Origin of the sequence: Methanolobus sp. (genome assembly GCF_016278365.1) — an archaeon.
Classification (GTDB): domain Archaea; phylum Halobacteriota; class Methanosarcinia; order Methanosarcinales; family Methanosarcinaceae; genus Methanolobus.
The window spans coordinates 36,386-56,586 of the sequence record NZ_JADQBZ010000004.1 but is presented as its reverse complement, the minus strand read 5'-3'; the positions used below and the strand labels follow the sequence as shown (position 1 = coordinate 56,586).

Here is a 20,201-nt window from a genome sequence, read left to right as displayed (position 1 = left end):
TCCAAATGGCTGTGAGAACACTGACGGTCCTGATCTTTGCGATAACACTGCTACCCGCTTTAGTATACCCTGTCAGTGCCTACGATATCCAGGATGAGAGCCTATGGATATTCCAGGGTGCCTACGAACTTGCTGCCGGGAACAGAGCGGAACTTGAAGGATTCACAGTCAAAGTACATTCTGTAGATATGGATAGTGCTGAACCTTCTGCCATAGTTCTTGTTTACCACAACAGGGACTTCAAAAGATCGTTCTTTACGGATGCCTCTGCAAACAGTGAGCAGATCTATGATAATGAATTGAAGATCAATGTCCTTGGTATTAACTCGGGCATTGTTTCACTGGAAACATATAAACAGAAATCGGAAAGGGTCTGGGTCACAAGCGTGCCGAAAACAAACATGAAAGTCGGTGACACACTGGAAGATGGCAGTTACCGTGTGAAACTCAAAGAGGTTGGTGAGAGCGGCGCTCTTGTCAGCATAGAAGGAAAGAATGGTGTTTTTGAAGAAACATACCAGTCGGGCAGCTACAGGAAATTTGCTGGTGATTTCATGATCCGTGTTATCTATATCAATCCAAACACCAGAGATGTATCCATTGAGACTTTCAGGCCGGGTGCGCCCGCATTAACAGTCGATATCCTGACAGATAAGATAGTCTATGGTTCAAATGAGGATATATCGTACGTATTAACTCTCACCAATAGCGGCACTATTCCACTGCATGGCATTACCATGACCACCGGTTCCTCAGCAGGAATGGTTGGGGAACCACACCTCCAGCAGGCAGTTCTTGATCCGCTGAAAGTGAAGAAGTTCATTGTGCCTGTCAGAACTCCCGTAACTCCTGTCACCAGAAACATACTGATAGAGTCCCAGGTTACAGGGTATGATTACATGGGTAACGAATACTCAGAGCCAGCTTCTTTTGAAGTGCAGGTCAGGCCATACATCTCTATCGAGAAAAAAGTGGAAGCTGTCAGGAACTCCCCAAAGGACACTGAAATGGGAACTGACGGGCATTTCATGATAACGCTCACACTTAAGAACACGGCAGGCTACAGGACAACTCTGGAAGTACGGGACGAACTGCCATCATCAATGATCCCTGAAGGCGTGGAGGGGACGGAATGGACAATGTTGCTTGATGCAGGTGCTACAAAAGAGATCAGCTACACTGCAAAGCCAACTGAAGCAGGCAGTTTCACCTTCAAGCCTGGGACGGCTCAGTGGAAAGATGGAGGAGAAACATATATTGTGGAATCCAGCCCCTTTACGGATGCTTTCATTGTCAGAGGCTCGAAAGTCATTATTGAGAAGAGTATTGTTTCCAGCTACCTGTATACCGGAGAGATGACCGAGATAGTTGTAAGTGCAGTGAATGCAGGAAATAGCAATGTCCGTATAACACTTACGGATAGTGTTCCCGAGGGGCTTTCCTTGGTTTCAGGCCAGCCCTTATGGGAAGGAGACATTGAAGCAGGTGCATCAAAGAAGATCAGCTATGTTGTAAAGACCATAAGTGCCGGAACCGTCATGTTACCTGCTGCCAGGGCAGATTACACTGATCTGGAGGGAAAACAGTACAGCGCAGTTTCAGATACTCCTGTGATCTACATTGATGATGTACTCACTACTGAACATAATCAGATAAGCACTGACGCAAAGCCGGGTTCGGTAAATGTACAAACCGGCGAAACTCCTGACATTGGAAATACTGAGCTGACACGCATTGAGGCTGCCGGCTTTCTGCTATCTGCTTTCATCACCCTGTTCTCATTGCTTGCGATCATACCGGCTCTTATGTATCTAGCTATCAGGGGTGTTTACAGATAAAACAAAACGGAAGGAGGATTTGAATGGAGATTCTGGCTTTTATAGGGTGTGCGATGCTTTTTGTCACTTTTGCACTCACCGTGCTTTTCATACTGATAAAAATATCATCCCGGCTGGCGATGCTGGTCCTGGTAGCTGTGCCTGTCCTTGCGGTCATCATTATGCCTGGCACATCATTAGCCTTTCTTTCATACAGGCACTTCCTTTTTGCCGGGGGATTGGTACCTGTGAATAATTTCCATATACTGCTTACGCTCTGGTCCACACTGGCAGGAATCATCCTCTATACAGAATTCCTTACCTGGTACCTTACAATCGGGAAGAGAAAAAAAGCAGAAGGAAACGTTTCAGGAACATCAGGCAAATGATAAAATACTATGGGAGATAAAAACCAATTGGGGGAATCTATCTGGAAAATGATGAGAATATTAAGACAGATGATACAGGAAGCGGAAGCACCAGACAGCGAAAGCCGGTCCCTTGGAAGTCGGCCATCTACTCACTTGTGTTTCCGGGCCTTGGACAACTGAACAACGGAAATATAAGCAGAGGACTGTTGTTCTTTGCCATTGCATTCACCCTGATAATTGCAGGACATCTGATAGTTACTCTTATTATACTTGCGATCTTCTGGCTTTACAATATCTATGATGCTTATTACGGTGCAAAGAAACTCTCATGAATAGCTGCCTATTGGCAGCTCATGCATTCGTACCAATGTCCCGGTTTGCTGACAGCGGGGTGAAAAATACTTTTTTGAAGTGCTTGCCCGGCAACTGGAGAATTACATTCTCCCTTTCCCAAGAGCGTAATCTGCCATGATCTTCATGTATTCCCTGTCAACTTCCATGAGCACGGTCTGGAACATCGCTACATGCACCTTTTCCTCTTTAGCGACATCCAGTAGGATCACTTTAAGATCCTCACTGTCAGTAAGTGCAGCCATGGATTCGTACAGGTTCACAGCATCCAGTTCCGCAATCATGGCAGCCCTCATTATCTCCTTATCAAGGTCCTTTTTATTCACCATCTGCAGGTTGATAGGTATCTCTGATAACATGCTTACCCCCTGGATTACTTTGAGAGCTCCTCATCGACTTCTTTTTCCCCGGCCTTGAGTTCCTCTTTCTGCTGCTCATCAGCCCTCAACAGTAAAGTCTGGAATTCGCCCACATGGGTCTTCTCTTCAAGTGCAACATCCATAAGGACTCTTTTCACTTCATCGTTGTCGGTTAGACCTGCCATTTGTTCATAGAGATTGATAGCATCCAGCTCGGCAATGATTGCCGCCCTCAGTATCTCCAGATTTAAGTCCTTCTTATCGACCTTGGACAGGTCCACAGGTATCTTTGATAACATAACTCACACTCCCTTGATGTATACAGGTACAGCGCCCGCTAATTTGGCACGTATGCTTGTTCAAGCCACTGTTCCAGTCCCAATATTTGATGAGACCCGCATGTACTTATATATTTCGTGAAAGGGAGACAAATAGGATAAAAAAAGGGCGGGAGGAAGTATTATTACTCGAGGTTATGATAGTAATATTCCCCGCTGGCCTTCTGTTCCCTGTCAAGCCTTGAATCGGGCTTGTTGACTCTGGGCCGGGAAGTATCCTCATCACGCCTGAATGTGATGTGCAGGTTAGCCAGGAATTTGTTCATACCATCCTGCATGCTGGAGGGGCGATGTGCTTTACCGCGAACTGCAGGCTCTCCTTCAAAGACAATCAAACGTTCGCTAAGCATGTCTATCATGTAGATATCGTGGTCGACCACCATTGCGGTCTTGCCGCTGTTCTCGGCAAATCTCTTGATCACTCTTGTGGTCATGGAACGCTGTTCGACATCAAGGTGGGCGCTTGGTTCGTCAAGGATATACATATCAGCATCCCTGCACAGGCAGGCAGCGATTGCCACCCTCTGGAGCTCTCCGCCACTGAGGTCCGTAAGGTCACGTTCATACAGGGGCTCAAGCTGCATGGGTTTGGCTACCTCGGACTGGAAATAGCTGGTATCGAACTTACGGGAGATTCCACGCAGGAAGTACTGCACCTGCATGGAAACATCAGGCTTGATGTATTGAGGCTTATAGGAAATAGTGATATCCAGGTCCAGTTTGCCTTCATCCGGTTCCACCTCTCCGGCCAGTATCTTTACAAAAGTGGACTTACCGATACCGTTGGGTCCCACTATGCCGAGAACTTCACCCTGCTTCAGGGAGCCACCATCGGTCTCAAGAGAGAACCCATTCCCGTATTTCTTGGAGAAGCTATCGTAATCAACAAGAGTCGCAATATCTGATCCTACACGCGGGGGATGAACCTCAAACTTTATGGCATCGGGCCTGATACGCACGTTCTCTTCGGGAAGGTAACCCTTCAGATACTGGTTTATTGCAATGCGCACACCTTTTGGATAGGTCATGACACCATACGCTCCCGGCTGACCGTATGCCACATGTACAACATCCGCAAGCATGTCAAGGATAGCCAGGTCGTGCTCGACAACAAGCACCGCTTTATCTTTGGCTATCTCCTGGATAAGCTGGGCGGAATTAATGCGCTGGTAGATGTCAAGATATGGACTGATCTCATCAAAGAAATAGAAGTCAGCATCCCTTGCAGCACATGCTGCAATAGCTACTCTCTGGAGTTCTCCTCCACTAAGCTCGGATATATTCCTGTCAATAACAGGAGACAGGCCAAGCTTTTCTATCAGTTCCCCAAGAATACCTCTCTCGTCAGTCCTGTCAAGCAACTCGCTGGCTTTCCCCTTAAAAGCCTTGGGGATCATATCCACATACTGAGGTTTCTGGGAGACCTTTGTATTGCCGTCAGCCACATCACTGAAGTAGTCATGCAGGGCTGTGCCTGCGTAGTGCTGAAGCACATTTTCCCAGTTACCTACACCATCGCCGAAATTGGGTATAAGGGCACCTGAGAGTATCTGCACGGCAGTACTTTTTCCGATGCCGTTAGGACCCAGGATACCTGTGACCCTGCCAACCTGGGGAACCGGCAGGCCATAGAGCGCAAATGCATTTGCTCCGTACCTGTGAGTGGGTTCTTTAAGCTCTTCCGGAAGGCCGATAATCATAATAGCATCGAAAGGGCACCTGTTGATACATATACCACAACCTACGCACAGCTCTTCCGAGATAACCGGCTTTCCGCCGCCTTCCGGGAAAACGATGGTTTCGTCCCCTGTCCTTACCCTGGGACAGTACTTTTCACATTCATGACTGCAGCGCCTTGGCTGGCACCTGTCCTTGTTCAATATGGCTATTCGCATGTGGGATCCCTGACATTTAAATAAGGTGCATGTTCAAAAAAGAGATGATCAATTCAGAAGCAGCGTCCATGTCACAAGACAGAAATCTATGACGAGGAATTCAACAAAGAACCAATCCTTGAAACCGAATTCCTTGGTATCGATCTTAATGAGCGGGAAAATCAACTTCTGTGCATAATATGCAAGCGCAACAACTATAATGAGCACTGCATACCATCTTATCTCATCACCAACACCAAACTGGATATAAGCCAGTAAACCGGCTATGACACCAATGATCGATGCAACTGCGGTCTTTATTATGCCCTCTATGTGTGCCTGTTTTCTCTCCTCGGGGGTCTTTACCTTCTTAACAGGTTTTAAGGCACCTGCATCTACATCTGGCTGCGCCGCCCCTGCCTCAACAGGCTCTTCCCCGGAAGGGACAGAAGGAGCAAGCGCTTGTTTTCTCTTGGACGATTTTGACAATTGACAATCTCCTGGAACAACTTGGATAATGTGGATACTATAGAAAGCTGATAGTTATATAAACTTTTATCCTGCGCAGGGTAATATGCCATAACTAGATAAAATCATTGCTCAATACATTATTCACCTTGTCAAGCGAAATAGCATTAAAACCTAATCCCCGGAGATGAGCGGCGAACTTACCGGGCCTATGCCCTGACGGATGGTAGACCAGCGTGAATTTAGGGTCCATAGCCTGCACCATGCCAGTCAGCCCCCTTGCGTCCAGATGGTCACTTATCTGTATGGACGGATATTTGTAGTCGCATCTGCCTGTCATCACATACTTGGACATGTTCATGGGAAGTTTGTCAAGGTCCCAGGGGGGCACGACACAGATAGAGTCACCGCATGCCTCCCCCAGCCCGATGATGTCACCAGCATCCTCAAGCAGGTAGCGTGTCAGGGCAAGGGATTTCTCCTCCATGGCTATTGCACCGTTATACCCCAGACCTCTCAGCAATCCCACGGCCCTCTGCGCCTTACCAAAAGCATATGCTCCAAAAGCAAGGCAGGCATTGTCCTGCAGGATGTTCCTGAAACCTATGATATCGTCATCAAAATAGCATGTCGTATCCCCGGGATCTCCGTAGTTGGCCTCGGTAATGAGAACATCACATTTGGGTAACATGGAAGCGTCCTTAACATCCCCTGTGACTAGGATACGTGTGCCCACTTCGTTCTCCCAGTAAAAGGATGTGGATCCCACGGTATGAAAATTAGGATAGGCAGTTATTGTGACACCATTAACTTCAATGGAACCGCCAATCTCCATTGTTCTGCCTTTATATATCCTGCCATGCCTTATCTCAAGAGCCCGGGCAGTCTTAGCAGAGCAGACGGCGCGTTCGGAGAGCATGGCAGACATACCATGATGATCGGAATGTGCATGAGTGATAAGATAAGCATCAGGCTGAAGATATTTCGTCGGAGTTCTTGTTGTGTCTATGGAAAAAGTAGTAAGATTGCCTTCGTTGGACCTGAACTTAATAGAAAGATGGGGTTTGAATGTACCTTTTGTGTTCTTCTGCCTGAAGACCATCACCCCAAGATCGATAAGTTCCTGCAATATCCGTATTCCTCGAACAGGGATGAATCTTATAGTATTTACGCCTTTTCAGGAACGGGGACTGTAGCAAAAATCATAATGAATGAATACATAATGAACGGACAGTAAAAAAGGAAGGTGCTTAAAGCACCTTTTTAAGTTCTTCAATAAGAACACCCGCTGTAGTGACACCTGTAAAACGTTTTACAGGATTTCCATCCTTCAGGATGACAAGAGTTGGAACTGCCTGAACACCATATTTTGATGCAAGTTCCTGGTTCTGGTCAACATCAATGACCTTTACTTCGACTTTATCCCCCAGCTCTTCCTTTACTTTCTCAAGGAAGGGCTTCTGCATCTTACAGGGTCCGCACCACGTTGCACTAAAATCCAATAATTCAGGTTTGCTCATGTTAACACCTTATATTTCAAGCTAAGAATTGTTAAAGTTAAGAATGACCTGTTGATATAACTGTTTTACTGGCACATGCACGGGCAGAACATCTGGTTAGATTTCTGACCCAGGCAGCATAGCCAATATACAGCGGTCATGCGAATATTGCACACAACCTCTGTGTCAAAAGCATATATACTTTTCTGATTACTGCCAGAATTAGAGTTTCCGTATCTTTGCTGTCAGATCCAGTGGTTTTGAATAGTAGAGTTCACTGGTTACAATGATATCGACAAATGGCGCATATTCAGCAACCCTTTTCAGTTCAATTCCACCCACTGCAACCTCAAGCCCTTGATTGAGAGAGCGAAGCTCAGGCACAAGGCTTTCCAGTTCCTCAGGAATGAAATGGTCAAGCAGCAGTACGTCTGCAAGGGGTGCATACTTATATGCTTCCTCCCTGTTGCGTGGCTCTATCTCTATCTTTCTGGTGGACCTCAGTCTTCCGATATCTTCAATGATATTGAGATGGTTCTGGCTGAGCAGGACAGAATCGCTCAGTGAGTTGCGGTGATGGTGACCGCCTCCGGTCTTCACAGCCTTGAGTTCATACTTACGAAAACCAGGATGTGTTTTCCTGCTGGTGGCTATTATAAGATCAGGATTAACCTTATGCGCCAGCTCGACGCTAAACCGGGTATTGGAAGCGATTGCACAGACAAGCGAAAGAAAGGTCTGTGACACCCTCCATAATCTGAAAAGAACAGGAAGCTCACCCTGTGCCTCAAATATCACATCATGAGCATTGAATTCGGCACCGTTGCCGAGACTGCTGACAACTTCCAGACCGTTTCTCCTATAGAACTCAGAAAGGTCATCCATGCACGCAGCTACTCCATGTTCCCGGGACATGATACGCAGCCTCCCCTTGCCTGCTATACCCAGAAGCTCGGTGGTCTCGTCACCATATGGGCAATCCTCCGAGAGATAGAGATCAAAAAAGTCAACCATGATATCACCTGTAATCAGCAATACTTGGTTTACATACTTCATAACTGTTACCATAGTGTGAGGCTGTAGTGACAGGACATGTGAGAACACTTCAGAGAACAGCCGCTGAAGAGAATATTGCGGGTATGTCAACAGACAAGTAAAAAAGCAAAGAGGTCGTTCAAATACGCTATGGATAAACTGAACTTTGATGGTTCGTGCGATCCAAACCCGGGCGGAAGAATGGGTTTTGGATGGGTCATTGACTGGAAGAACAAAAAGGCTCCCACGGAAGGAAGAAAAGAGAAGCAACGCTCTCCCGCAAATACAAACAATGTAGCCGAATACACTGCACTGAAAGAGGGAATAGCGAATTATCTGGAACTTGGTGGAAAGGGGCCGCTCCAGGTGTGCGGAGACAGCAAGCTGGTTATCAGTCAGATGTCCGGAAAGTGGAAGATAAATAACGAGAACCTTGCAATTATCAAAGAGCAGATAGCATCGCTCATACACAGTAATGGTCTCAGGGTAGCTTTCAAATGGATTCCCAGGGATGAGAATAGTATAGCTGACAGGCTGGCAATGCCGGGTGATATACCAGTCAGGCCCGTTGAAAGGAAAGTGATAGCAGATGTGAATACCTCGGAGGCCTTGCCTTTGCTCAGGGTACAGATTAATGAATTGAACACACATCCTTCCCCGGGATTCAAAAGCTTCGCCGGATTAAAAGTGGGTGGTATGGACACCTATTCCAGGATCAAGATAGATGATCTGAAAAAGCAGGCAGGTGCAAATGCAACGACCCTTGTCCTAAAAGAGTTCCCACAGGATGAACTGCATCAGGCCTCTGCCCTTAGATGGATGCTCAGGGGTCTTGCGGCAGATCTTGCAATAAGGAAAGTAAAAGTGGATATAGAGCTTGGCAACAAACGGGCAAAAGGAAATGTAAAGCGCTAGATTCCCACTGTTTTTATGACCAGTGTGAACCATGCGCCCCAAAAATGCAAAAAGAAGTTCAGTCGTCCAGAGAGGAGAGGTCTCCCGGATCCATGCCAAGCTCCCTGGCTTTGAGTACCCGCCTCATAATCTTGCCACTGCGGGTCTTTGGAAGGGATTCCACGAATTCTATCTCTGATGGTATGGCGATAGGACCCAGATCCATCCTTACATGATATACAAGATCCAGCTTGAGTTTATCACTGGGCTTGTAACCTATGCAAAGTATGACGAAGGCTTTGATGGAATCTCCTTTGAGGGGATCGGGCTTGCCTATGACCGCCGCTTCAGCAACGGCTTCGTGAGAGACAAGTGCGCTTTCCACTTCCGCACTGCCTATGTTATGACCAGCGACTATAAGCACATCGTCAGAACGACCCAGTATCATTATATAGCCTTCCTCGTCCTTCACAGCAAGGTCACCGGCGGTATAATAATTGCCAATAGTGCTCCAGTACTGCCTGTACCTTTCATCATTGCCGTATACAGTCCTCATCATTGAGGGCCAGGGTTCCTTAATGACCAGGAGACCGCCTGTACCTGGAGGTACGGGCTGGCCGTTCTCATCGACAACATCCACAACAATGCCAGGAACAGCACGGCCTGCAAATCCCGGCTTCATGGGTTCACCTACAGTCGTGGTGATCATGTGCATGCCCGTTTCTGTCTGCCACCAGGTATCCAGGACGGGGCATTTATTCTTACCGACGACGCTGTAGTACCACTCAAAAGCCTCCGGGTTGAGAGGTTCACCTACAGAACCCAGTATCCGGAGAGAATTCAGGTTATATTGTTGCGGCCACTGCTCACCCTGTCTCATGAACATACGAATAACGGTCGGCGCTGTATAGAATACGGTCACATCAAACTCTTCAATAATGCTCCACCAGATGCCGGGGTCAGGATAATCAGGGGTTGCCTCTGTTATCAATATTGTGGCACCCATTGAGAGAGGGCCATAGACTATGTAGCTGTGGCCGGTAATCCAGCCAGGGTCGGCAGTGCACCACATCACGTCACTGTCTTTGAGGTCTAGCACACACTTGGTGGTATAATAGGTGCCCACCATATAGCCACCACATGTATGGACAATACCTTTTGCGGGCCCGGTGGTGCCGCTGGTGTAAAGTATAAAGAGCGGGTCCTCGGAATCCATCACTTCCGGTTCGCATTCCTTATCCTCTTTCTCCAGGATGTCATTAAAGTCGACCTCTATCTCCGAAAAGAGCTCCATCGGTGGTGACATTCTCCTGAGGACAATTATCTTTTCCACACAGGAGGCATTGACAACAGCTTTGTCAACAAGGGATTTAAGGTCAATGCGTTTGCCACGTCTTATAGCTGCATCTGCAGTTATGACTATCTTTGCCTGCGCGTCCTTGATCCTTGAGTGCAGTGCATTTGATCCGAAACCACCAAAGACAACACTATGAACCGCACCTATACGGGCACATGCCAACATGGCAATTATCTGCTCGGGTACCAGGGGCATGTAGATGCACACCCTGTCTCCTTTGACCACGCCCAGTGACTTCAGCCCGTTGGCAAACCTCATGACCTCGCGGTAAAGCTGCCGATATGTGATCACCTGTTCTTTGCCATCATCGCCAACCCATATTATTGCGACCTTGTTCCTTTTACCATTGAAGATGTGGCGGTCCAGGCAATTATAAGTTATATTCAGTTTTGCATTAGTGAACCATTTTGCATACGGATGTTCCCATTCCCTGACATGGTCCCACTTTTTGAACCAGTCCAGCTCCTCTGCAATACTTTCCCAGTGCTTTTCAGGATCCTTGAGAAATCCAGCGTAGGCAGTATCATAATCCTGTAGCCAGGAATTCTCTTTAACAGAGGGATCAGGCAGGTAACTCTTGCCGTTAAGTTTGACATCAAAATTCTCAGACATGTTCACCTCGAAGCAATCCTATTGACAATGATCTCCATGGAAGGATCTTGTTTTTTGACAAGAGGGGCAAGTCCAATGCTATATCTTGTGCCATGTTTGCACACAGTTGCCGGTGGCCCGGATGGAAATGCAAAGTAGCAACAGGACAAGTCAGACTGATTGAACGCGAGACCCAACAGTGAAGAAGATTGTACACTTGACTATATCATGTATAATCATGATATTAATATAAGAGTATTGTGGTCTAAGAAAATTAACAGCTTTAAAAACAAAGTTAGAGCACTTCAAATGTTAATACAAAAGAACAATTATAACTAAAATTGCACAAATATCAAAAAAAATAAATTCAGGAAGAGAGAGCCAGTATAGCTTCTGCAAGGTCGCCGTTGGCATCTTTTAATGCCTGCCGTGCTTTCTCTGCAGGAACTCCGGTCTGCTCTGCGACCAGCCTCACATCATCTTCGGGTATTTCAATTTCCCGGGCGATCTCTTCCGGAGTGCCGACTATCTGATAAGTGTCGACACCCTGGGCGGTCATTACAGAAACGTTTGCATCATTGAACACGATATCCTTATCAGGAGTCCTGATTATCACTTGTTGTACATCGTCGATCTCGTTAACGTTTATACCCATCTGTTTCATCATTTGTTTGACTTTTGCGGGGTTCATACCCCTACCGCCAATTCCCGGAAGCATATAATCACCTTGTAGAAATACCCGATCTGTATCTATTTAAATATTCTTATGTGACCCGTTACAATTAGTGGCATCCGCCGCCACATGGACCACATGAACCTGCGGATGAGGCATTATCAATGATAAAACCGTTTCCTTGCGGACCTTCAACGTAGTCAATGGTTGCTGCGGTAAGGCCTTCTACATCATTCTTGTTGATGACGATCTTCAGCCCGTTCTTCTCTTCGACGATATCTTCGTCTTCGCTGATATCATTGTCCAGAGACATACCATACTGGACACCGCAACAGCTTGTGCCTGCTACGAATACCCTCAGTGAGTAATCCTGCTTATCCTGCTCCTGAAGCAGGGATTTCAATTCTGATGCTGCCTTTTCGCTTACTTCTACCATATTAAATCCTCTTTGTTTTACTTAGTACAAGGTGCTTTACTGGGTAATCCTTTATATGAGTTATTGCTATATAAAATATTCGTGCCAGTGCGAACAATATTACTGAAATTCATTGCACCTTAAACAAATTCTGCATCATCATCTACAGGGTTATTCAACACTTCTCCGGTATAAGCATTCACCTCAATGGAGCTACGCGGTCCCTTTACTTCCCATATTGGTATATAAACCATATTGATATTCAACTGGATATCGGAGAGCAAGGGCTTGAAGCGTTTGTGCTCAGAGATGATAGCATCACCCTGGGTATTATCAAACCGCAAATCCTTCGTATGCTCATCAATTATCCTGGAAATCATGTTCTTCCTGGCTTCTTCTTTTGTACTGGCGGACTGCCTTAATTCATAAGGCATATCAGGGATAGCTATGCTCTCGCGCACGTCGTGCAGCACAAAGTTTTCACTCTGACCGTTAAGGGCATTCAGACAACCTGACCCTTCCCCCGTGATATCCACGATCTTTGACCTGTACTTTTGTTCGCTCTTAAGGTTATAATCGTATTGCCAGAAAGGTACCAGTTTCAGGATAGCATTCTGATATGAATGGATATGGGGTTTTGCAATAGTGATAGCATGATCCTTTGTGACATTCAGAGGGACCGCCCTCAGGTTGAGAAGAATACTATCAGGATCCATGGCAGGGGCAGGAGCCTGCCTTTCCTCTATTACCACAGGAGGTGCTACCTGAGCTCTTTCCTGAATCATTTCAGTACGCTGAGACATGCGGGCTAGAAGAGGGCTTCCCTGTACAACAGGCTCCTCTCTCACGGACCCCCCACCGCCAAATATCGCATTTATAGCCATTTTTGCAACTTCATCAGCCTTGGACACAGTCTTTTTCACAGGGTCGCCCAACAGGTCAAGCTCACCGTTACTGCCTTCGATATCAGCAAGTACTGCCCTGCCTATCTGCAGCGCCACATCATCCCGACCCCACACCCTGAGGCCCGAATCCTGGGCATGCTGTAAGAAATCCCTGTCAGCCTTCCCTGTCACAACATACAGCCCTTCACCATCGGCTATCATGCTGATGAAACTGTTCGTTTCAGCGATATCAGCGTGAACGGCAAGTTTGATGAATGTCTTTTTGCCGTTCTTCTCGGCAATCAGATCATGCTGGTAAGAATCAACGACAGAATAGCCTGCCGAAGTAAATATATCTTTTAATATACGCACTAGGTCCTGTTTCATAAAAATCAGCATCCGTTGTTTTGAAAACTAAAATAGGGCTCATTAAATAAAAAGATAAGCAATTAATACTCATTAATAATCAATTAATAAGCAATCCAACGTGAAAAAACAGAATAACACGGGATTTTGGTGTATCAGAGCACACGGGTAGTAGTTTCAAGTTCAATTCCTTTTGCAGTAACCGAAAATGGGATAGTTCTGTTTGGGACCAGCATGCCACGCATTTTCCGTATCATAATCGTACGCTCTATCTCACTGCCATGTTCCCTTAACCTTAGTTCGATCACACCATCACAGATATGCTTAAGATTGTTCTCTGTAATCGTATCGTGCATCCCGCTGGTCATCAGTATCAGCTGGATGGCTCCTGTTGCCTTGCCTACGGAAGACATTATCTCAATAGCTTCAACTACATTGTTCAGGGGATATGAGCGCAGGAAATAAGATATGGAATCAATCACTCCACGATACCTGTTTACCCGTTTCTGCACTACAGTACCCTTTAACATATTCATGGAATCAGTTCCCTTTTTAAGGAAATCCTTCGCAGAGATGGTGCTTGTGAATTCTTTGGGAAGTACATTGTAGAACCTGGGGCTGTAAGCGTCAATGAATTCAAGCGAGCCATTGTCGATATATTTGCGGATATCCAGTTTCATATCCTGCATGTCGGATATTATCTCCTGAACGGGATGTTCTGACGAAAAATAATAGACATCTTCGTTGTTAAAGAGGCCTCCCTGAACAAACTGTCTGGCAAACAGATCACCATTAGCCCCCGGCTCTGCGAGTACAAGAATAGTGGTCCCGGCGGGCACACCTCCCCCCAGTTGTATATCCAGGCCTCCTATACCTGTAGCGACACGACAGCCACCGGTACCTTCAAAACTGAAATCCATTTCTTCACCCTTCTCTCATATGCACAACTATAAAAACTCTATATAAATTATATTTAGATTTAATAATAATAGGCTTTTATAGTATATATCAATTAGTGATTGCTATCTATAACATTACTGAGTAAGGTGTAAGTGACTATTATGATCAACATAGACGATCTGAAATACGAGAATGGGCTCATTCAGGCAATTGCACAGGACCATGCTACAAAAGAGGTACTTATGTGCGCTTTCATGAACAAGGAAGCACTTCAGAAGACAATGGAAACAGGCATTGTACATTACTGGAGCCGAAGCCGGGGGAAACTCTGGAAAAAGGGAGAGAGCTCAGGCCATATGCAGAAGGTTAAAGAGATGTTCATCGACTGCGATATGGATGCAGTGCTTATCCTGGTGGAACAGGAAGGCGGTGCGTGCCATACAGGATACCGGTCATGCTTCTATCGCAACATGGAAGGAAAAGTAACCGGTGAGAAGGTCTTTGAGCCGGATGATGTTTACTGATAATTATTAACTGATGTGGGAGGAACTCTCCGGAAAGAGCGACTCCCCGGATATTTTGTGGGTCGCAACTGAATTATATAATCCAATTCATAAACCTTCAATATGAAAGAAGGCAAAAAGAATGCGCAAAGGATAATACCGGATACAAGTTCTGTCATTGACGGCATTATCTCTACTGGTGTGGAAAGGGAAGATTATAGGGATTATGACATCTGTATACCTGAAGGTGTAGTTGCAGAGCTGGAAGCTCAGGCTAACCGGGGACTGGAAATAGGATTCAGAGGGCTTGAAGAGCTACAGAAACTGCAGGATATGGCCAAGGAAGGCGCCATCAGGCTTTATTTCTGTGGTAAGAGGCCAAATCTGGATCAGGTGAAACTCGCGAGAGGCGGGGAGATAGATGCCCTTATACGTGAAACTGCAAGGGAGGCGAAAGGTAAGTTCATCACGGGAGACCGCATCCAGTCCATGATTGCAAGAGCAAAGGGGATAGATGTTGATTTCGTGAAACCGGAGTACAAAGAGCGGGGACCCCTTATAGTTGACAAGTTTTTCACACCCGATACAATGTCGGTGCACCTGAAGAACAAGGTTCCTCCTATGGCTAAGAAGGGGTCCATCAAAGAAGTCAGGTACGTACAGATAAGGGATGAGCCCTGTACATTCTATGAACTGAAGGAAATATCCAGGGAACTGATGGACCGGGCCCGCTCCGACCAGAACTCTTTCTTTGAGCTTTCCTTTACCGGAGCATCGGTGCTGCAGATAGGCAAGATGAGGATTGCCATAGCCAACCCGCCCTTCTCGGACGATGTGGAGATAACGATCGTGCGTCCTGTGGCGTCGGTGTCTCTTGACCAGTATCGTATGAGCGAGATGCTCAAGGAAAGGATACGCGCTCAGAGGGGCATACTTATAGCCGGACCTCCGGGAGCAGGGAAGTCCACCTTCGCCGCAGGAATAGCAACTTTCCTCAACGATAAGGGGTTCGTGGTAAAGACCATGGAGTCTCCCCGCGACCTGCAGGTGCCGCCGGAAATTACCCAGTATGGGCCCCTTGATGGCAGTATGGAGAACACCGCGGATGTGTTGCTGCTGGTGCGCCCGGACTACACTATATATGATGAAGTACGCAAGACAAGGGATTTTGAGATCTTTGCGGATATGAGGCTGGCAGGCGTGGGCATGATCGGCGTTGTGCATGCAAACCGCGCAGTGGACGCTATCCAGAGGCTTATCGGAAGGGTTGAGCTCGGTGTGATTCCCCAGGTTGTGGACACGGTCATATTCATAGACAAGGGTGAAGTTGCCAATGTCCAGACCCTGCAGTTCACTGTAAAGGTGCCCGCCGGAATGATGGAGGAGGATCTTGCAAGGCCTGTGATTCTGATATCCGATTTCGAGACAGGCAGGAACGAGTTTGAGATATACACCTATGGAGAACAGGTCGTGGTGATGCCTCTGGGAAATGAGGAGGCCAGGAAACCAGCCTGGGCACTGGCTGAGGGTGAGGTTCAGTCAGTGCTGCAGGAATATGCCAGCGGTCCTGTAAGCGTGGAGATGGTATCGGATAGCCGCGCACTTGTGAAAGTCCGGGAGAAGGATATGCCCCGTATTATAGGTAAGGGGGGAAGCACCATCGATGATATCGAAAAGATGCTCGGCATCCATATAGACGTACGCAAGTTCGAGTCGGAGAAAGAGGAAAAGAAGAAAGGTGCAAAGGACACAAGGCCCCACCGCCCCATTATAGAGCGTAGCAGCAGGCATGTGATCCTGAATGTCCCCGAGCTTGCCACCCAGGACGTAGAGGTCTACGCCGGTGAAACTTTCCTGTTCTCAGCTACCGTAGGCAGACATGGTGACATCAAGGTCCGCACAGATTCAGATGTTGCCGGCAACGTTATGGAAGCCGTGGAAACCGGAGAAGCCGTGTGGGTGAAAGTGGCGTAAAAAAGACTTGGCTGAGATAATGATCGGACTGGAGGTGACCACAAAAGTGCTATATACAATGTGGTCACCCATTTATTATGCATATTGAAAAAAGAAAACAGGGAAACAACACGAAGTATTACCTGTCCCATTCCTACCGCGTCGGGAAAAAGACAAGGAAGATACGGAATTATCTGGGCCTGAACCTGACAGATGAAGAGATTGGGGAGCGCAGGGAAGAAGCGGAAAAGGAAATAGAGCAGCAGATAGAAGCCAGGACCGACCTGCTGAAGTTCTCCCTTACCAAAAAAGAAATCGAAAAGCTTAACGAATACGACAGGGAGATAAAGATAGTCCATCTTGATGTGGAGGGCTGGAAAGTCTTTACAGAGAAGTTCGTCTTCAACACTAACGCCATCGAGGGTTCGCAGGTGACCCCTGATGAGGTCCATGACCTTCTCCGCAACCCAGAGGAGAAACGGAACGCTACTAATTCTGATGAACTGGAGGCACTAAATGTTGCAAGGGCCGTGGAGTTCATACATAACACAGATGAAGAGCTCTCTCTTGAGCTAATCACAAAGTTGCACAGGCTGTGCTTTGAGGGCTCCAAAAAGTTTGCCGGCAACTTAAGGGATGTGGAAGTGGTGATACGGAATTCCTATGGCGAGGTGGTGCACCGCGGAATCCCGAAAGAGGATATCAGGAGCGAGCTTGAGGAATTGTCTAACTGGTACAGGGACAATGCCGATGAACTGAAACCACTCGTGCTGGCCGCACTCATCCATAACCAGTTCGAGTTCATCCATCCCTTCGAGGATGGCAACGGCAGGGTCGGAAGACTGCTGCTGAACTATGTCCTGCTCCGGCATGGCTATCCGCCCATCAATATACTTTTCGAGGACAGAGGCAGGTACTATCACTGCCTGCAAAAGTATTCCGGCGAGGATAAGCTGGAGGATACGCTTGAGTTTCTGGTGGAGCAGTACAGGAAAGGACTGGGGTAAGGGGACATTAAGAAAGGTGACCACATAATTTAGACTAAATTGTGGTCACCTGCAGAAACGCTAACTATATGCCATGTTCCGGCTCCCTGGTCAGCCAAAGTCAATAATTTGGGGTCAACAATGAGGTTATCCAATTAGAAGTTTGATTTAAAAGTCTATTCATTTTTTATTACGACTATCTATTTTTCGAACGATTATTAGACACGGATTTACAGGATTAACACAGATTTGCAAGGACATTAGATCTTAGAACCCAGTAAAGATGAAATCCATGTAGATCTGCGTTAATCCATGTCTTTATATTTCAGGGATGAACGCAAATAGTGAAATACTAAGGAACGCCGTCAAATTAGAACAGGAGGGTTTCAGGAGCTAATTTGATAACATCAACAATAAACGAATATAATATCAGCTCTCTTGACACCCATATTTCATAAAAGAAGGATTATCTTGAATGAGGCTTGCTTTACGATATTGTTGTGAAGATTAAACCTCGAACTAATGGATCCAAAGAGCAAGGGCACAAAGGTGCTGGTTCAGAGAAAAGCCGGATTCAAGATTCCCCGTTAAGATATCGTGCTATATGCCGGGCAAATTCATCGAAGTCCTCCAACCTTTCGGCCAGGAACATATGCAGGATATCGATATCTACTTCCTCATACATGTGGACAAGGATATTCCTGAAACCTGCTGCCTGAGCGAAACATTCTGCAAACTCTTCCGGCAGGATTCCGTGCTTACCTAGTATGAGGAACACGCTCCTGTATACTTCGGGTCTTTCAAAGCCTTCCCTGGAGATGATTATCTCGCCAATGTCTATTGCACTTTCGATGGCAAGCTGGAAATTACGTTCGACAGCACTGCGCAGTTCGTAGTTATCCTCAAGTCCTGTGCTGTCCGCATCTACGGAATTGAGGTAGATGACACATCTTTTCATGAATCCCAGTTTTCGGAGAATCTTATCCTCATCGCGCATTCAGGCCAGCCCCCTTTCCGTTATCCTCTTGAGCAGATTCCGGTTCATGCGGTCCTCATAGTACTTCCAGTCCAGATACACTGACATGATGCGCTGCTCCACATCCACTTTCAGGCGGCTGTCCCGTTCAAATATCAGGACGTTGGGTTTTATTATCTCAAAACTCAGTACCGGTGGTGTGTCGTTGAGCACAAGCAGGTCGACCCTGTCACTTCCAAGCAGGGACGTGAGACCGGATATCAGTTCGATGCGCTTGTAGCCCCTTTCTGCCTTTGTCAGTATGTCAGCAAGATAGACACCTAGGTCTATATCGCTAAAGGCGCCGGCCTTTCCTTCTGCCACCGACCCGAAAAGATATACCAGCTCCACTTGATCCTGTGCACGGAAGAACTCTTTGAGGAGAGAAATCAGGCGTTCTTTTTCCGGGAAGGAGGTTTGTGCGTTCATAAGGGTAACTCAGTCGACATTCTTCTAAATATTTTGTAGGGCTTTATGCGTGATAAAGGTTAAGTAACCGCTTCGGATGTAAAGGAGACAAGGAACGGCAGAATATCCCAGAGATTAACCTCTCTTTACTTTATTCCGGCCGAAAAGATATCAATCTTGTGAAGCCTGGTTTCGTGGTCGTGAGACCGGGGGGGAGACACGTGTCCCTTCAATGCGGAAGCTACACCGTGTGACCGTACCTTTGCATGATTCACTCAAAAAAGGTACACTGAATAGTATCCTCAAGCAAACTGATATATCGCTTGAAGATTTTTTATAAAAAGGCGACCACAAATATATCTTTTTGTAGTCACCTATCTCAAATATACGACTCTTAAATGCTTATTTTCCTGAACAGATAGGAACCAAATCCGACCATCAGGATGGTAAATCCGGAAAGGATTACAAAACAGATGGCCGGATCTATATGAGAGCTACCAAGAAGACCATACCTGATGCCTTCGACACCGTATGTAAGAGGGTCTAGCAGTGTCAGGTATCTGACCCATCCGGGCAGGCTCTCAATAGGGAACAGTGCACCCGATAAACCGAATATCGGGAAGATGACAAAGTTCATTATGAGCTGGAAACCGTGCATATCCTCCATTCTTGAAGCTATGGCAATCCCAAATGCCGTGAATGAGATCCCGATGAGCATCATAAAAACTATGGCTATCAGGAATCCCGGAATACTGCTTATCTCAAGACCTATCAATAATGAGAGGACAAATATCATGAGTCCCTGTATGAGGGCTGTGGTGGCTCCCCCGAAGGTCTGCCCAAGCATTATCTCAAGCCTTGAGACCGGAGCTACCAGCGTCTCTTTCAGGAAACCGAACTGCTTGTCCCATATTATTTGTATACCGGCAAACACGGAAGTGAAAAGAACGCTCATGGAAATTATTCCGGGAATTATGAAGCCAATATATCCTTGTTCCATACCCGGGATCGCAACTACGGAATTCAGGCCAAATCCGAGTACGAGCAGAAGGAACACGGGCATACCCAGACTACCTACCATCCTGCTTTTTGAACGAGTGTAACGCTTTACACTCCTTAACCAGAGAGTATAAACTATGTCCAT

Annotated in this window: 22 protein-coding genes; 7 read left to right on the top strand and 15 right to left on the bottom strand. The window is 46.6% G+C overall.

Annotated elements, in window-relative coordinates:
* Positions 1–5: 5 nt before the first annotated feature.
* The 3 genes from QZZ22_RS03770 (at position 6) to QZZ22_RS03760 (ending at position 2,520) form a co-directional block, all read left to right on the top strand.
* Positions 6–1,838, top strand: coding sequence for a hypothetical protein (locus QZZ22_RS03770; protein ID WP_292462860.1), 1,833 nt, complete (start codon positions 6–8; stop codon positions 1,836–1,838).
* Positions 1,839–1,861: 23 nt separating this feature from the next.
* Positions 1,862–2,206, top strand: a complete 345-nt coding sequence (locus tag QZZ22_RS03765; protein ID WP_292462857.1) for a hypothetical protein — start codon at positions 1,862–1,864, stop codon at positions 2,204–2,206.
* Positions 2,207–2,343: 137 nt separating this feature from the next.
* Entirely contained in the window at positions 2,344–2,520 is a 177-nt protein-coding gene (locus QZZ22_RS03760) for a hypothetical protein (protein ID WP_292462854.1), read from the top strand.
* A gap of 102 nt (positions 2,521–2,622) precedes the next feature.
* Here QZZ22_RS03760 and QZZ22_RS03755 read toward each other — a convergent pair whose 3' ends face one another.
* The 7 genes from QZZ22_RS03755 to QZZ22_RS03725 form a co-directional block, all read right to left on the bottom strand.
* Entirely contained in the window at positions 2,623–2,898 is a 276-nt protein-coding gene (locus tag QZZ22_RS03755) for a ferritin family protein (RefSeq protein ID WP_292462853.1), read from the bottom strand.
* A 14-nt stretch (positions 2,899–2,912) separates the two neighbouring features.
* Positions 2,913–3,197: a ferritin family protein gene (locus QZZ22_RS03750; RefSeq protein ID WP_292462850.1), complete on the bottom strand. Its 285-nt coding sequence runs from the start codon at positions 3,195–3,197 to the stop codon at positions 2,913–2,915.
* Between the two features lie 164 nt (positions 3,198–3,361).
* Positions 3,362–5,131 carry a ribosome biogenesis/translation initiation ATPase RLI gene (locus tag QZZ22_RS03745; protein ID WP_292462849.1) on the bottom strand — a complete coding sequence of 590 codons (1,770 nt, stop codon included), beginning with the start codon at positions 5,129–5,131 and terminating at the stop codon, positions 3,362–3,364.
* A 48-nt stretch (positions 5,132–5,179) separates the two neighbouring features.
* Positions 5,180–5,599, bottom strand: coding sequence for a hypothetical protein (locus QZZ22_RS03740; protein WP_292462847.1), 420 nt, complete (start codon positions 5,597–5,599; stop codon positions 5,180–5,182).
* A 94-nt stretch (positions 5,600–5,693) separates the two neighbouring features.
* Positions 5,694–6,707, bottom strand: coding sequence for an MBL fold metallo-hydrolase (locus QZZ22_RS03735; protein WP_292462845.1), 1,014 nt, complete (start codon positions 6,705–6,707; stop codon positions 5,694–5,696).
* A 121-nt stretch (positions 6,708–6,828) separates the two neighbouring features.
* Positions 6,829–7,098, bottom strand: a complete 270-nt coding sequence (locus QZZ22_RS03730) for a thioredoxin domain-containing protein (protein ID WP_292462843.1) — start codon at positions 7,096–7,098, stop codon at positions 6,829–6,831.
* A 201-nt stretch (positions 7,099–7,299) separates the two neighbouring features.
* Complete coding sequence (locus QZZ22_RS03725) at positions 7,300–8,091, bottom strand: nicotinate-nucleotide pyrophosphorylase (protein ID WP_292462841.1); 792 nt, start codon at positions 8,089–8,091, stop codon at positions 7,300–7,302.
* Between the two features lie 171 nt (positions 8,092–8,262).
* On the opposite strand from QZZ22_RS03725, the gene QZZ22_RS03720 reads away from it, so the two are divergent.
* On the top strand, positions 8,263–9,027 hold the full coding sequence (locus QZZ22_RS03720; protein ID WP_292462840.1) for a ribonuclease HI family protein: 765 nt from the start codon (positions 8,263–8,265) through the stop codon (positions 9,025–9,027).
* 58 nt (positions 9,028–9,085) lie between these two features.
* Here the strand turns inward: QZZ22_RS03720 and acs are convergent, their stop codons facing one another.
* The 5 genes from acs to QZZ22_RS03695 all read right to left on the bottom strand — a co-directional run bounded on the left by acs (position 9,086) and on the right by QZZ22_RS03695 (position 14,212).
* Positions 9,086–10,975 (bottom strand): acetate--CoA ligase, encoded by a 1,890-nt coding sequence (gene acs, locus QZZ22_RS03715; protein WP_292462838.1) that lies wholly within the window; start codon positions 10,973–10,975, stop codon positions 9,086–9,088.
* Between the two features lie 346 nt (positions 10,976–11,321).
* Positions 11,322–11,672: a nascent polypeptide-associated complex protein gene (locus QZZ22_RS03710; RefSeq protein ID WP_292462836.1), complete on the bottom strand. Its 351-nt coding sequence runs from the start codon at positions 11,670–11,672 to the stop codon at positions 11,322–11,324.
* Between the two features lie 64 nt (positions 11,673–11,736).
* Positions 11,737–12,063, bottom strand: coding sequence for an iron-sulfur cluster assembly accessory protein (locus QZZ22_RS03705; protein WP_292462834.1), 327 nt, complete (start codon positions 12,061–12,063; stop codon positions 11,737–11,739).
* A gap of 119 nt (positions 12,064–12,182) precedes the next feature.
* Positions 12,183–13,313 (bottom strand): hypothetical protein, encoded by a 1,131-nt coding sequence (locus QZZ22_RS03700; RefSeq protein ID WP_292462832.1) that lies wholly within the window; start codon positions 13,311–13,313, stop codon positions 12,183–12,185.
* 134 nt (positions 13,314–13,447) lie between these two features.
* Positions 13,448–14,212, bottom strand: a complete 765-nt coding sequence (locus tag QZZ22_RS03695) for an ATPase domain-containing protein (RefSeq protein ID WP_292462830.1) — start codon at positions 14,210–14,212, stop codon at positions 13,448–13,450.
* A 141-nt stretch (positions 14,213–14,353) separates the two neighbouring features.
* Here QZZ22_RS03695 and hisI point away from each other — a divergent pair, with 141 nt between their 5' ends.
* The 3 genes from hisI to QZZ22_RS03680 all read left to right on the top strand — a co-directional run bounded on the left by hisI (position 14,354) and on the right by QZZ22_RS03680 (position 17,655).
* Positions 14,354–14,716: a phosphoribosyl-AMP cyclohydrolase gene (hisI, locus tag QZZ22_RS03690; RefSeq protein WP_292462828.1), complete on the top strand. Its 363-nt coding sequence runs from the start codon at positions 14,354–14,356 to the stop codon at positions 14,714–14,716.
* 102 nt (positions 14,717–14,818) lie between these two features.
* Positions 14,819–16,669 (top strand): PINc/VapC family ATPase, encoded by a 1,851-nt coding sequence (locus QZZ22_RS03685; RefSeq protein WP_292462826.1) that lies wholly within the window; start codon positions 14,819–14,821, stop codon positions 16,667–16,669.
* Between the two features lie 77 nt (positions 16,670–16,746).
* The gene (locus tag QZZ22_RS03680; RefSeq protein WP_292462825.1) at positions 16,747–17,655 is read left to right on the top strand and encodes a Fic family protein; all 909 of its coding nucleotides are present in this window, start codon (positions 16,747–16,749) and stop codon (positions 17,653–17,655) included.
* Positions 17,656–18,208: 553 nt separating this feature from the next.
* Here the strand turns inward: QZZ22_RS03680 and QZZ22_RS03675 are convergent.
* From QZZ22_RS03675 to QZZ22_RS03665, 3 genes are all read right to left on the bottom strand, one after another.
* Positions 18,209–18,631: a DUF86 domain-containing protein gene (locus tag QZZ22_RS03675; RefSeq protein ID WP_292462823.1), complete on the bottom strand. Its 423-nt coding sequence runs from the start codon at positions 18,629–18,631 to the stop codon at positions 18,209–18,211.
* Positions 18,632–19,078 (bottom strand): nucleotidyltransferase domain-containing protein, encoded by a 447-nt coding sequence (locus QZZ22_RS03670; RefSeq protein ID WP_292462821.1) that lies wholly within the window; start codon positions 19,076–19,078, stop codon positions 18,632–18,634. It abuts the gene before it with no gap.
* A 373-nt stretch (positions 19,079–19,451) separates the two neighbouring features.
* Positions 19,452–20,201, bottom strand: a complete 750-nt coding sequence (locus QZZ22_RS03665) for an ABC transporter permease (protein WP_292462819.1) — start codon at positions 20,199–20,201, stop codon at positions 19,452–19,454.

Bases quoted from the DNA above. Each gene is read 5' to 3' on its own strand.
- QZZ22_RS03770 (WP_292462860.1), top strand. From the start codon at position 6: ATGGCTGTGAGAACACTGACGGTCCTGATCTTTGCGATAACACTGCTA.
- QZZ22_RS03765 (WP_292462857.1), top strand. From the start codon at position 1,862: ATGGAGATTCTGGCTTTTATAGGGTGTGCGATGCTTTTTGTCACTTTT.
- QZZ22_RS03755 (WP_292462853.1), bottom strand. From the start codon at position 2,898: ATGTTATCAGAGATACCTATCAACCTGCAGATGGTGAATAAAAAGGAC.
- QZZ22_RS03750 (WP_292462850.1), bottom strand. From the start codon at position 3,197: ATGTTATCAAAGATACCTGTGGACCTGTCCAAGGTCGATAAGAAGGAC.
- QZZ22_RS03745 (WP_292462849.1), bottom strand. From the start codon at position 5,131: ATGCGAATAGCCATATTGAACAAGGACAGGTGCCAGCCAAGGCGCTGC.
- QZZ22_RS03730 (WP_292462843.1), bottom strand. From the start codon at position 7,098: ATGAGCAAACCTGAATTATTGGATTTTAGTGCAACGTGGTGCGGACCC.
- QZZ22_RS03725 (WP_292462841.1), bottom strand. From the start codon at position 8,091: ATGGTTGACTTTTTTGATCTCTATCTCTCGGAGGATTGCCCATATGGT.
- QZZ22_RS03720 (WP_292462840.1), top strand. From the start codon at position 8,263: ATGGATAAACTGAACTTTGATGGTTCGTGCGATCCAAACCCGGGCGGA.
- acs (WP_292462838.1), bottom strand. From the start codon at position 10,975: ATGTCTGAGAATTTTGATGTCAAACTTAACGGCAAGAGTTACCTGCCT.
- QZZ22_RS03710 (WP_292462836.1), bottom strand. From the start codon at position 11,672: ATGCTTCCGGGAATTGGCGGTAGGGGTATGAACCCCGCAAAAGTCAAA.
- QZZ22_RS03705 (WP_292462834.1), bottom strand. From the start codon at position 12,063: ATGGTAGAAGTAAGCGAAAAGGCAGCATCAGAATTGAAATCCCTGCTT.
- QZZ22_RS03700 (WP_292462832.1), bottom strand. From the start codon at position 13,313: ATGAAACAGGACCTAGTGCGTATATTAAAAGATATATTTACTTCGGCA.
- QZZ22_RS03695 (WP_292462830.1), bottom strand. From the start codon at position 14,212: ATGGATTTCAGTTTTGAAGGTACCGGTGGCTGTCGTGTCGCTACAGGT.
- hisI (WP_292462828.1), top strand. From the start codon at position 14,354: ATGATCAACATAGACGATCTGAAATACGAGAATGGGCTCATTCAGGCA.
- QZZ22_RS03685 (WP_292462826.1), top strand. From the start codon at position 14,819: ATGAAAGAAGGCAAAAAGAATGCGCAAAGGATAATACCGGATACAAGT.
- QZZ22_RS03680 (WP_292462825.1), top strand. From the start codon at position 16,747: ATGCATATTGAAAAAAGAAAACAGGGAAACAACACGAAGTATTACCTG.
- QZZ22_RS03675 (WP_292462823.1), bottom strand. From the start codon at position 18,631: ATGCGCGATGAGGATAAGATTCTCCGAAAACTGGGATTCATGAAAAGA.
- QZZ22_RS03670 (WP_292462821.1), bottom strand. From the start codon at position 19,078: ATGAACGCACAAACCTCCTTCCCGGAAAAAGAACGCCTGATTTCTCTC.
- QZZ22_RS03665 (WP_292462819.1), bottom strand. From the start codon at position 20,201: ATGGACATAGTTTATACTCTCTGGTTAAGGAGTGTAAAGCGTTACACT.